At 64.8% G+C, this 11,856-nt stretch carries 12 protein-coding genes; 10 read left to right on the top strand and 2 right to left on the bottom strand.

The features are described from left to right. Window positions 1-101: 101 nt before the first annotated feature. Window positions 102-536, bottom strand: coding sequence for an SOS response-associated peptidase family protein (locus tag FYJ91_RS11860; RefSeq protein WP_149522510.1), 435 nt, complete (start codon window positions 534-536; stop codon window positions 102-104). A gap of 145 nt (window positions 537-681) precedes the next feature. On the opposite strand from FYJ91_RS11860, the gene FYJ91_RS11855 reads away from it, so the two are divergent. The 10 genes from FYJ91_RS11855 (at window position 682) to FYJ91_RS11810 (ending at window position 10,721) form a co-directional block, all read left to right on the top strand. After that, window positions 682-1,269 carry an SOS response-associated peptidase gene (locus FYJ91_RS11855; protein WP_149522509.1) on the top strand — a complete coding sequence of 196 codons (588 nt, stop codon included), beginning with the start codon at window positions 682-684 and terminating at the stop codon, window positions 1,267-1,269. Between the two features lie 81 nt (window positions 1,270-1,350). Beyond that, window positions 1,351-1,593 carry a DUF6582 domain-containing protein gene (locus FYJ91_RS11850; protein WP_149522508.1) on the top strand — a complete coding sequence of 81 codons (243 nt, stop codon included), beginning with the start codon at window positions 1,351-1,353 and terminating at the stop codon, window positions 1,591-1,593. 88 nt (window positions 1,594-1,681) lie between these two features. Next, entirely contained in the window at window positions 1,682-2,458 is a 777-nt protein-coding gene (locus FYJ91_RS11845) for an ImuA family protein (RefSeq protein ID WP_181008477.1), read from the top strand. Beyond that, complete coding sequence (locus tag FYJ91_RS11840) at window positions 2,376-4,181, top strand: DUF6504 family protein (protein ID WP_149522507.1); 1,806 nt, start codon at window positions 2,376-2,378, stop codon at window positions 4,179-4,181. The genes FYJ91_RS11845 and FYJ91_RS11840 overlap by 83 nt, the downstream gene beginning before the upstream one ends. Then, window positions 4,178-7,438: an error-prone DNA polymerase gene (locus FYJ91_RS11835; protein WP_149522506.1), complete on the top strand. Its 3,261-nt coding sequence runs from the start codon at window positions 4,178-4,180 to the stop codon at window positions 7,436-7,438. The genes FYJ91_RS11840 and FYJ91_RS11835 overlap by 4 nt, the downstream gene beginning before the upstream one ends. Next, window positions 7,425-7,715, top strand: coding sequence for a hypothetical protein (locus FYJ91_RS11830; RefSeq protein WP_149522505.1), 291 nt, complete (start codon window positions 7,425-7,427; stop codon window positions 7,713-7,715). The genes FYJ91_RS11835 and FYJ91_RS11830 overlap by 14 nt, the downstream gene beginning before the upstream one ends. Before the next feature lie 57 nt (window positions 7,716-7,772). Continuing rightward, a complete protein-coding gene (locus FYJ91_RS11825) occupies window positions 7,773-8,036 on the top strand; it encodes a DksA/TraR family C4-type zinc finger protein (RefSeq protein WP_061935724.1) in 264 nt (87 codons plus the stop codon). A gap of 10 nt (window positions 8,037-8,046) precedes the next feature. Beyond that, window positions 8,047-8,463: a thermonuclease family protein gene (locus FYJ91_RS11820; protein WP_149522504.1), complete on the top strand. Its 417-nt coding sequence runs from the start codon at window positions 8,047-8,049 to the stop codon at window positions 8,461-8,463. Continuing rightward, window positions 8,460-9,059 carry an alpha-ketoglutarate-dependent dioxygenase AlkB gene (locus tag FYJ91_RS11815; RefSeq protein ID WP_425474046.1) on the top strand — a complete coding sequence of 200 codons (600 nt, stop codon included), beginning with the start codon at window positions 8,460-8,462 and terminating at the stop codon, window positions 9,057-9,059. Before FYJ91_RS11820 ends, FYJ91_RS11815 begins: the two co-directional genes overlap by 4 nt. 348 nt (window positions 9,060-9,407) lie before the next feature. Continuing rightward, window positions 9,408-10,721 carry an MFS transporter gene (locus FYJ91_RS11810; protein ID WP_149522503.1) on the top strand — a complete coding sequence of 438 codons (1,314 nt, stop codon included), beginning with the start codon at window positions 9,408-9,410 and terminating at the stop codon, window positions 10,719-10,721. Here the strand turns inward: FYJ91_RS11810 and FYJ91_RS11805 are convergent. Next, window positions 10,660-11,829: an ROK family transcriptional regulator gene (locus FYJ91_RS11805; protein ID WP_149522502.1), complete on the bottom strand. Its 1,170-nt coding sequence runs from the start codon at window positions 11,827-11,829 to the stop codon at window positions 10,660-10,662. The two genes, FYJ91_RS11810 and FYJ91_RS11805, sit on opposite strands and share 62 nt — an antisense overlap. Between the last annotated feature and the right edge of the window lie 27 nt (window positions 11,830-11,856).

Genomic DNA, 11,856 nt, shown 5'->3' with positions numbered 1-11,856 from the left:
GAGAAACTCTCGTTGATGGGATGGGCCGCCTCGTATCGTCCGCGCAGGAGCGCGTTCGCACGATCCATAAGTCGGTCAAGAGCGCGATCGCGGCTCGCTGTTTAGAGCGCTAGCACCTGCTGCGAAGCTCGCATGGAGCCCGAGGTGATTTCCTCCACGACGAAAGTCCGCGTGGGCGGGGTCATCAGCAGATCGGTCTCCGGCACTTGAGCGTCGAGCCACTGCATCACCTGGCGCCGCTGGATGATCGCACCGTGGCGCTCTTGATATCGCGCGACCTCCGGATTGGCAGCGACCGTGATGACCCGGTAGCAGAGCGGCCAGTCGGCCATTGCCGGTTCCCAGATGCCGGGGAGATAGAAGTGATTGCCGCCATCAAGCGTCACGCGATAGCGCTTCTCGCCGACCGTCATGTGGAATTCGCTGGCCGGGATCAGGCAGCGATGGCTCGGAAAGGTCTTCCCCTCCGAGCGCGCGAAGCGATAGGTAACCCCGGCGCCGAACCGTGGATCGGAACCCCAGGTCGCCTCCACCATTTCGATTTCGCTGGCATCGTCCGGGTTTCGCCGGATGATTGCACGGCGGCTCCCGAGCGGAGCTTCCGAATCGAAGGGTGTTGGCGACTCCATGGTGTATGGAACATAATGGGAACGACGACGGATCGCAAGAAAGGCTGACCGCGTGTGCAATGATTATCGGCTGGAGGTGGACGTAGCCTCGATTATCGAGGACCTCGACGGTCTCAAGATCAAGATCAAAACGCCCGAGGGTGTCCCCAACCTCGCGCCGCGAGCAGACATCAAGATCACCGATACAGCGCCAATCGTGCGCACCGGTACCAGCCGTTTGGAGGGCGAGCTCGTGCAGCGTCGATGGAGCTGGCCAGCGCCCAACAAGAAGCCGGTCTACAATTTTCGATCGGACGGCCGTGAGTTCACTACCGGCCGCTGCCTGATCCTCGCCGACGGCTTCTATGAATTCACGAGCCCCGAGGACCCGAAGAAAAAGCGCAAGGACAAATGGCTCTTCACGAAGAAGGGAGAGCCCTGGTTCTGCATTGCTGGCATATGGCGGAGCAATCCGGATGTCGGTGAAGCCTTCACGATGCTGACGATGGATCCTGGGCCGGACATCGGGCCATTTCACGACCGTCAGATCGCGGTCCTCAATCGAACGGACTGGGCCGACTGGCTGGACCCCTCGGTGTCGGCGAAGGCCATTCTCAAGGCCCTTCCGGCGGGCAGCCTTGCTGTCGAGCAGGTCGGGTGAGCGCACGGGAAAACCCGGCCGCCGCCTGAGCAGAACCCTCCGCCTTCCTCATCCGTTGTGTGCGGAGATCAGGAGGCGATAATGGCCAAGCTCAGCACCGAAGACCGCGACGACCTTTCCAAGGGATCGTTCGCATTCCCGAAGCAGCGGAAGGAACCGCTCGAAAACGCGAGCCATGTCCGCAACGCGGTGGCACGCTTCAACCAGGTTAAGGACGTGAGCGACGACGAACGCGACGATGCCTGGAAGCGGATCAAGGCAGCTGCAAAAAAACACGACGTCGAAATCAGCGAGAAATCCTGGCGCGAGATCGGCAAGAGCTAGGTCAGCAGCTCCTTGAGGGATTCACAAGCCTTGACGAATCTCCGGACTCATCGGAACATAACGCGAACAAGTGAGTCGATGTTGCCCGATGTCCGCCCAACCGTCGTCCCTCGATCGGCCGTCCGCCGATCAGCTAGCCGCGCTTCGCGCGCAGCTTGCGCAGGCCCAAAGCCAGCGCGGGCCGGTGCTGGCTTTCGGGATCGACGCGCTCGATAGTCGGCTTGGGGCGGGCGGGATAGACGGCGGCGGTCTCCACGAAATCACCGCTGCTTCGCCGACGCTCGGCGACGATGCCGCTGCAACCTTGTTCGTCGCGGGGCTTGCCGCCCGGTTCGCTACTGTGCCCGGCGCCAACGTCGCCTGGGCACTCACCCGCTTCGATCTTTATGCGCCGGGTCTCGAACAGGCCGGCCTGCCGGCCGCGAAGCTGCTCTACCTCCAAGGCAAGAACGAGACGATGGCGCTGGCGCTCGCCGAGGACTCGCTTCGCGACGGCAGTTTCTCCGCCGTGGTGGCCGAGGTGAAGGTCGCCGACCAGACCGCCACTCGGCGGCTGCAGCTGGCGGCAGCCGATGGCCGAACGCCGATGCTGCTCCTCCGGCGTTGGGCCAGGACCAGCCGTGATCCGCTCGAACGGCCATCCGCGGCAATGACGCGCTGGCGCATTGGCTGCGCACCCTCGGTCCCGTTGCCTGCGCCCGGCGTCGGCCGCGCCTGCTGGTCGGTCGAGCTCGTGCGGCAGCGGGGCGGCAATCCCTTCTCTATTGTGCTCGAGGCTTGCGATGACACGGGTCGCCTCGCTCTACCTGCCCCAGCTCGCCATCGAGCGGCTGCGGCGGTCGGAGCGGCCAGCCAGGCCGCTTGAACTACGCGCTCCAGCAGCGCCGCTCGCTTCGCCTGTCGACGATGACCCCGGCGCCTGCTCGGTCCCACGCGGTGGGGGCTGGCGACCCGGCGCGCGTTGGGCGCGCGATGGTGGCCCGAGCAAGGCCCAGGTCATCGGCCAGATAGCACAGCTGCCCGCCCATCAGCGTCCGCCGATGCGGATGCTGGGGCGCCGTTCGGAACCGGTCGAGCATCCGTTCAAGGTGATGCCGCCCGACGAAGGCGGGCGCGGCGTGGCGCCGATGCCCGTCATCAATCCCGCCCATGATCGACCGACCGTTCTCATTGAACGTGTTGGGCAGCGCGAGGTGATCCGCTCAACCTGTCCGGTCGCACTGTCGCTGGGCCTGACGCCGGGGATGGTGGCAGCCCACGCCCGGGCCCTGGTTTCCGATCTCGACGTGCGAGATGCCGATCCGGCTGGGGACCAGGCGTGGCTTGATCGGCTGGCGCTCCATGGCGTCATGCATTGGACGCCGACCGCGAGCGTGTCGGGCGACGATGGCTTGTGGCTCGACCTGTCGGGCACGACCCACCTCTTCGGCGGCGAGGAGCGATTCTGCCGCCGAATGCTCCGCTTCCTCCAGCGGCTGGGCTTCACGGCACGCATTGCGATCGCCGGCACGCCTGGCGCGGCGCATGCGCTCGCCCGCTATGGCGGCCGGGACATCCTCATTCTCGGTTCCGGAACCGAGGCGACGGCGCTCGCCGAGTTGCCGGTTGCGGCACTTAGGCTTGAGACGGCCGCGCTGACTGCGGCGGCACGCTTCGGTCTGGAGCGGGTGGCGGACCTTATCCGCCTTCCGCGCGGGCCGATGGCGAAGCGGCTCGGCCTCGATGCGGTGACCCGCCTCGACCAGGCGCTCGGCCATGTCGCCGAGCCGATCACACCGGTTGTGCCGTTCGAGGCGCCCGAGGTGTCGCGTCGTCTGCTCGAGCCGATCGGCACCCCCGAGAGCATCACACAGGTAATCTCGGATCTCGTCGATGACCTGATCGGCGTGCTTCGTCAGCGCGGCCTTGGTGTTCGCACCGCGATGCTGGTGGCGGACAGAGTCGATGGCGAAGCGCAGCGCATCGTCATTGGCGCCTCACGGGCAACGCGCGACGCCAAGCACCTGAAGCGCATGTTCGCGCTGAAGCTCGATCGGATCGGGCCCGGTCTTGGCATTGAGGCGATGCACCTCACCGTGCCGCACAGCGAGCCGCTCGGCGCCAGCACGGCGGGATCGCTCATCACGTCCGATACGGCCGTGACGGACCTCGCGCCGGCGATCGATCAGCTTGTCGGCCGCGCGGGCGAGGCCGCGGTGTTCCGGGTAGCTCCGAACGAAAGCGACGTTCCCGAACGCGCCACGCGGCGGGTCAGCCCGCTCGACGAACCCGCCTGCTGGCCGCAGTGGAAGCGCCCGGTCCGCATGCTGCGCCGACCGGAGCATCTGACCCATGTCGTGGCGCTGCTCCCTGACCATCCACCACGGCGCTTCACCTGGCGCGGCCAAGCCTATCGTGTGACGGTCGGCGATGGCCCGGAGCGAATCCATGGCGAATGGTGGCGGACCGACACCGAGCTGTGGGCGGTGCGTGACTATTTCCGGGTCGAGGTCGAGAGCGGCGAGCGGTTCTGGCTGTTCCGTCGCGGTGATGGCGTCGAGCCCGAGACCGGTGATCTCAGCTGGTACATCCATGGGATGTTCGGCTGATGACGTACGTCGAACTTCAGGTGATGAGCCATTTCTCGTTCCTGCGGGGCGCGAGCTCGCCGGAAGAGTTGTTCGCGGCGGCGGCGCTCCAGGGCCATGGCGCACTCGGGCTCGCGGACTGGGGCAGCGTTGCGGGCGTCGTCCGCGGCTGGGATGGCCAGAAGACCACTGGCGTGCGCATGATCCCCGGCGCACGCGTCCATGCGACCGGGGGCCATGAGCTTCTGCTCTACCCGCAAGATCGCGCCGCGTGGAGCCGGCTCACCCGGCTGCTGTCGATCGGCAAGGCGCGCGGCGGCAAGGGCTTCTGCATCCTCGACTGGGCGGACATCGTCCATCATGCCGAAGGGCTCGTCGGCATTCTTGTGCCCGATCTGCCGGACGAGACCACCGGGCGGCAGCTCATCGATATGGCAGCGGCGTTTGGGGCGCGCGCCTATTGCGCACTCTCGTTCCGACGCCGGCCGGACGATGCGATCCGGGTCCATGAATTGGCCGCGCTGGCCGGCCGGTACGCGGTGCGGGCCGTCGCAACCGGTGACGTGCTCTATCACAGCCCAGAGGTACGGCCGCTGCAGGACGTGGTCACGGCCATCCGCGAGAAAACCACCGTGGATGCACTCGGCTATCGGCGCGAGCGCTTCATGGACCGGCACTTGAAACCGCCTGCGGAAATGGAGCGGCGCTTCCGCGCGTTTCCCGACGCGATCCAGGCCAGCGCTGACATCGCGCGTGCCTGCACCTTCGACCTAGGCGAGATCCAGTATCAATACCCCTACGAGCAGGTGATGGTCGAGCGTACGGCGCAGCAGGCGCTGGCTGAAATGACCGAGGCGGCGGTGACAGCGAAGTTCCCGCACGGGGTGCCGCAGCGCTATCGCGACCAGATCGGCCATGAGCTGCAACTGATCGACCAGCTCGGTTACGCGCCCTATTTTCTGACGGTCAATGCGATAGTCGCGGAGAGCCGGCGACGTGGCATTCTCTGCCAGGGGCGCGGCTCGGCCGCCAATAGCTGCGTCTGCTATCTGCTCGGCATCACCTCGATCGACCCGATCCAGCATGAGCTACTGTTCGAGCGCTTCGTGTCGGGCGAGCGCAAGGAGCCGCCCGATATCGACGTCGATTTCGAGCATGAGCGCCGCGAGGAGATCATCCAGTGGATCTACGAGACCTATGGACGCGATCGATCGGCGCTGACCGCCGTCGTTACCCGCTACCGCACGCGCGGTGCGGTGGCCGAAGTCGGCAAGGCGCTCGGTCTGCCGCGCGATCTCACCAAGATGCTGACCGGCCTCGTCTGGGGCTGGTCAATGGACGGGATCAGCGATGAGCAGATCGAGAGCCTCAACCTCAATGCCCAGGATCACCGGCTCAAGCTGACGCTCCGCCTCGCGCGGCAGCTGATCGGCACGCCCCGACATCTGTCGCAGCACCCCGGCGGATTCGTGCTGACCCAGGACCGGCTCGACGATCTCGTGCCGATCGAGCCGGCGCGCATGGAAGACCGGCAGATCATCGAATGGGACAAAGACGATATCGACGCGCTCAAGTTCATGAAGGTCGACGTGCTCGGCCTTGGCATGCTCGGCTGCATGAACCGCGCCTTCAACCTGCTTGAGCAGGAGAAGGGCTTGCATGTCGGCATGGCGGACCTGCAGGACGATGATCCCGAGGTCTACAAGATGATCCAGCGCGCCGACACGCTGGGCGTCTTCCAGATCGAGAGCCGGGCGCAGATGTCGATGCTCCCGCGGATGAAGCCCAAGGAATTCTACGATCTCGTGATCGAGGTTGCGATTGTGCGACCTGGGCCAATCCAGGGCGACATGGTCCATCCTTACCTCCGCCGCCGTGAGGGCAAGGAGAAGCCCGAATATCCCAAGCCCGAGCTCCGCGCCGTGCTTGAAAAGACGCTGGGCGTGCCCCTCTTTCAGGAACAGGCGATGAAGGTGGCGATTGTCGGGGCCGGGTTCACGCCCGTCGAAGCCGATCAGCTCCGCCGCGCGATGGCGACGTTCAAGCTGACCGGCGGCGTCAGCCATTTCTACGACAAGCTGGTCAATGGCATGATCGACCGCGGCTATCCCAAGGATTTTGCCGAGCGGACCTTCAAGCAGATCGAAGGCTTCGGCAGCTACGGCTTTCCGGAAAGCCATGCCGCCAGCTTCGCGAAGATCGCTTATGCGAGCTGCTGGGTGAAGCATCACCACCCCGACGTCTTCTGTGCGGCGCTGCTCAACGCCCAGCCGATGGGCTTCTATGCCCCCGCGCAGATCGTTCAGGATGCCCGCAAGCATGGTGTCGAGGTCCGGCCGGTCTCGATCAACCAGAGCCATTGGGATTGCACGCTGGAGCCGACAAGCGGGCGCTTCATGGCCGTCCGCCTCGGCTTCCGGCAGGTGCGCGGGCTTGCCAACATCCATGGTGCCCAGATCGCGGTGGCGCGAGGCGACACGCCTTATGCGAGCGTCGAGGAAGTCTGGCGGCGCGCCGACGTGCCGCGCGTGGCGATTGAACGTCTGGCCGAAGCCGACGCCTTCCACTGCATCGCGGAGGATCGACGGCAGGGCCTGTGGAAGGTCAAAGGCCTGGGCGAAGCCCCACTTCCCCTGTTCGCCGCCGCCGATGCGCGCGAGGCGAGCTTCTCTCCGGAGGGCATGGAACCGACGGTGACGCTGGCGCCGTTGACCGCCGGGCGCGAGGTCGTTGAGGATTATCGCTCGCTGCAGCTGTCGCTGCGCGGCCACCCAATGAGCTTCCTGCGCGGTGAACTGGACGCGATGCGGATCGTCCGCTGCGCCGATCTCGCGACCATCCGCGACGGCCGCAATGTCGAGGTCGCGGGCGTCATCCTTGTTCGCCAACGCCCCGGCTCGGCCAAAGGCGTCCTATTCATCACGATCGAGGATGAGACGGGCATCGCCAACGGCATCCTCTGGCCGGACAGGTTCGAGATCTACCGGCGCCAGGTCATGTCCGCATCGATGATCGCGATGCGCGGACGGCTGCAGAAGGAAGGCGAGGTCATCCATATCATCTGCGATCGGATCACCGATCACGACGACATGCTCCGCTCGATTGGTCGCACAAACTTCGCGGTCGCGCCGGGCCGCGGCGATGGCGCCCACAATGGCGGCGGACCTGACCCGCGCGATCCGAGCTTCCCGCGCGGACGCACGCTGGCGTCGCCTCCGTTCGGCACGATCCAGGAGCAAGAGGAAATCCTCCGCATCCGCAGCCATGACTTCCATTGAGGCGAGCGCCCGTGCGACCGGCACCATCGAACGCGCGGTCGATGTCCTGCGCGAGGCCACGGCCATCAAGGGCAAGGTGCAGACGCGCGGCGTAGCGCTGGCGCTCTGGGTTCTGCGCGGCCGCTGTCCCGACGAATGGCTGGTCGCCTTCTGGGAGGCAGCCGGGTCGGATCACGAGATCGGCCGAAGCCAGGGCCTGCACGCCGCCTATAACGGCATCGTGCGCCAGCTCCGCAGCAACGGCGCTCTCTCGGAAGATCCCGCGAGGATGAAATGACCGCACCAACTTCCTATATCAAGCCCTTAACAAGCACTTCCGCGGGAACGAGCACGCATGGCCAATGGCTGGGCGCCCGACGGCGCCGTTCAGGAGCAGATCGAGGACAGCGTGAAGGACGCGCTGGCGAGCGCGCGTGCGCGCATGCCCACGGGCGACGGCCTGGCCGAGTGCGAAGAATGCGGCGAGCCGATCCCGGAAGCGCGTCGCCGCGCGCTGCCGGGCGCGCGAACCTGCGTGTCCTGCCAGTCGGCTCGCGACAAGCGCCCGACCTATTCCGGCATCAACCGGCGCGGCAGCAAGGACAGCCAGCTGCGCTGATCTTGCGACCATGAACCGCCTGAACCTTATCGCCGCGGCGAGCTTCCTCGCCTGCGCCTGGTCCGCTCCTGCGCTCGCCGATCCGTGCGAGGGCGCGTTGCCCGCCAAGGGCACCACCTTCGCCGGGGTCGTCCGCTACGTTGGGGATGGCGACGGCCTTTGCGTCGGACCGGCTGGACGCCCCGATCGCTGGATCGAGGTCCGGCTCGCGGACTTCTACGCGCCTGAACTGCACGAAGCCGGCGGCCGCGAAGCCAAGCGGCGGCTGGAACGATTGGCGATGGGCAAGCCCCTGGTCTGCCGCGCCGGACGGCGCAGCTATGACCGCGTGGTCGCCGCCTGCACGCTTGGCGGTCGCCCGCTCGGGCTCCTGTTGCGCCAGGCTGGCGGGATCGAAGGCGGACGCGCTTGGCGGCCACGATCATGATGGCCGACCTCTTCGATGCCCCGCTCGTCGCGGGCTTGGCCACGCGGCCGGAGATCATCTCCGCGGAGGAAGAGGCTTCCCTCATCGGCAAGATCGATGGCGAGGGCCTCAGCCCGTTCCGGTTTCAACAATGGACGGGCAAGCGCCTGACCCGGTCGTTCGGCTGGAGCTACGATTTCGAGAGCGGCCGGTTCGAGCCGACCGATCCGCTCCCGGAGTGGCTCGAGCCGGTGAAAGCGCGGGCCGCCGCTTTCGCGGGCCTCGCGCCCGATCAGCTCGTCCAGGCCTTGTTGATCCGCTACGATCCGGGCGCGGGCATCGGCTGGCACAAGGACCGGCCGGTGTTCGAACATGTCGTCGGCATTTCGCTCGGCAACGCCGCGACCCTGCGCTTGCGCCAGCGGACTGCCAGCGGGTTCGCTCGCGTGAAAGCCGACTTTGCGCCCCGGTCGATCTATCATCTGGCCGGCGAGGTTCGTCACCAATGGGAGCACAGCATCGTCCCGATGGAGCTGCCTCGCTGGTCGATCACGTTCCGCAGCCTCAGCGATCGCGGCGCGTCGAAATCATTGCATCACAGCGATTTGGCGGATTGAATTTGGCGGCTGAGGTCCCACATCCGCTGTATCGTTCAACAACGGAAAGGAGGTGGTCGAATGTCTCATTGTCCCACGCCGACTGCGGCGACTGAAGTGAGCATGGCCTCCACCGTGGGGGTCCGGCTCGATTAAGCTGCCCGCGAAGGCAAGACAATGGAAGGGCCGTCCCGCCAGGGGCGGCCCTTCGCTTTTGGGTTGGTCGCCAGGAAATTCGGGAGTTCTAACGAGCGGCACTTTTAGGCACGGAACGATCTATATTAATACGAGCCCGCCTTACCTCAGCGCCATCGGACGGCTAGTCATGGCGATCAGGAGATTGTGTGCGCGAAGCGCGCGGAAGCGATTATGGACTCGATGTCTACCGCGGAGCCGATTACTAACGTCCAGCCGCTCCGGTCGCTAACCGTAGCGTACGCGTCTGCTCACTTCGGCAAGAGCATCTTCTGGTATGGAAGCGAGTCTCTGTTTGCGTTTTTGCTGACCGAAGTTGCCCAACTCGGCCCGTCCTCTGTGGGTTGGGTGCTGTGCGGAAGCTTTCTGCTGAGTGCCCTACTGGACGTAGTGGTGGGTGTGCTCCTCAAACGCCGCCTCTCGAGCGCCGTATCGGCCGCTCATCTTCAGTTCATGGGAGCGTTGGCGACATCGGCAGCCCTCATGTTCCTTTTTGCGGTCCCCGCAATGAGACCGGAAGCACCTTTGACGTTGTCTGCAGTCGCGATCTTGCTGTTCAGGATCGCTTATGCCTTCATCGATATTCCGCAGAATGCCATGCTGAGTTCGGCGGTCGGCACGGTCGCAGACAGAACTTATCTCGCTGCTGCACGACTAGCCGGAAGCGGTCTTGCTGCCTTAACGGTTGCCGGCACGGTGGCCTCTCTTGTCTATTCAGTCGAGACGATGCGCGCGCCGCTGCTGCTCGGCCTCGGTATTTTTATGGCGATCGTCACTGTCGGCGCCTGTGCGATGCTTTATTTCGCGGTGCGGGATGAGGGTCATGGTCCGACCTTGCCTGTCCAAGCCGAAACTTCGGTTCAGCCCCTCGGCGGTAAAATCGACTCGCTGGCCTGGCTGTTGATCGCGGCGATGTTCATCACCTCCTTCGCGAGCCCGGTGTTCACCAAGCTCCTTCCTTATTACGCCGCATCGCATCTCCTGGATCCGGTTCTTGGCACGATAACGATCTCACTCATCTCGGTCGGCATGGTGCTCGGGCAGCCATTTTGGCTTCGCGCTCTGAAAGATCGCTCCGGTCCCATAAAGATAACGGTCACTTGCCTTAGCATCTCAGTGACTGCTGCCCTCTTTGCAGCAGCTGGCACGGGCGTCGCATGGTCCATCCTGCCTGCCGCCCTTTTATTTGGCGTCAGCAGCGGCGGTGTCGGCGCGGCCCTATGGTCGGCATATGGAGACGTCATTGCCGACACCGGCGCCGGAAATGAGGGCGTCGCCTACGGCGTGTTCACAGCTTCGGCGAAACTCTCGCTAGCGACCAGCGCGGCAGGGATCGGCTTGTTGCTTGAGGATTCGTCGTTCCGCGAAGTGACAAGCAGCCGCTTGCTGTTAGGGATGACGCTGCCGCCGATAACCGCCGGCGTGCTCACTGTTCTGCTCCTGCTCCTCTGGCGGCGGCGATGGGAGTCCGCACGCCCTGCGGCGTAAAAAAGGTCGCGCGTAGCGGAAGCATCGCTGCCCCAATGGCCGCCGCGTCCGATAGCACTTCCGCAGGCACTAGCCTTGCAATCGGACGGGCGACCGAGCGACGTCGCTGGTCGAACATTTCGACCTTGGCCGCCAAGCGCTGGGCCAAATCGGTCGGGATGAGACCTCCCAGAACGATGGCGTCGAGGTCGAGGATGGCCGTTGCGTTCGAGACGATGATGGAAACAGAGTCATGGACACGAGAGATCCACTCATCGATCGCCAGCCAAGCCGGATCATAATTGGACACGAGCTCGTCGACAGTCTCGAAGTTGATGCCGTCACGCGCAGCTAGCACACGTAGGAGCTCCAGATTCGGGAACGGGTAAATATTTGGCGGCAGGCCACCCGCAAATTCGCCTGCGTTGCCGTAGCGCCCGCGCCAGAGGTCACCGTTCAGCATGAGGCCACCGCCTACACCGGAACTGAGGTAAAGGTACGCAAAGCTCGGAGCCCACCGGCCAACTCCGAGGATACCCTCGGCCAGTGTCGCGGCATTACCGTCGTTTTCGGCAAATACTGCGCATCCCATCCTCGTCCGGAGCACTTCCTCAACGTCGATGCCGGCCCACTCTTCAAGATAGCTCGGCGTGTTGAAAGATCGCGCATCGATAAACGAGCCTGCGATGCTGATACCAAGGCCGACAAAGGCACCGCGCCGAACATCCTCCCCGAGGTCGCCTCGCATCTCGCCCTCGATCCAGACGGCAACATTTTCGACGCCCATGGTACGGGGATGAGCCTTGCGCCGGGCTACCACCTCACCGGCAAAGTTCATCACCACGAGCGATGCCGTCCCAGCGGTAATCGACACGCCGATCGAATGAGCAAAGTCTCCGACGAGCTTGAGCGCCGACGTCCGATATCCCTTTGCGCCGCTCACCTTTCGACCAGCGGCGACCATCTGTCGGTCCGCCAATCCACCCACGATGCGTGAGATTGATTGCTGAGTCAGATCGAATGCATTGACCAAGTCGCCCTGCGTGGTGCTGCCGGCGCGGAACAGTGCATCAAGCACGCCTCGCTCGCTGTTCATCAGCTTCGCAAATGAGGGACCGTTCTCGGACATTTTGCCAGCAATTCTCCTATCACCTTG

This window comes from Sphingomonas montanisoli, from assembly GCF_008274695.1.
Classification (GTDB): domain Bacteria; phylum Pseudomonadota; class Alphaproteobacteria; order Sphingomonadales; family Sphingomonadaceae; genus Rhizorhabdus; species Rhizorhabdus montanisoli.
Note: the sequence above shows the minus strand (reverse complement) of the source record. Positions and strands in the feature narration are given on the sequence as shown.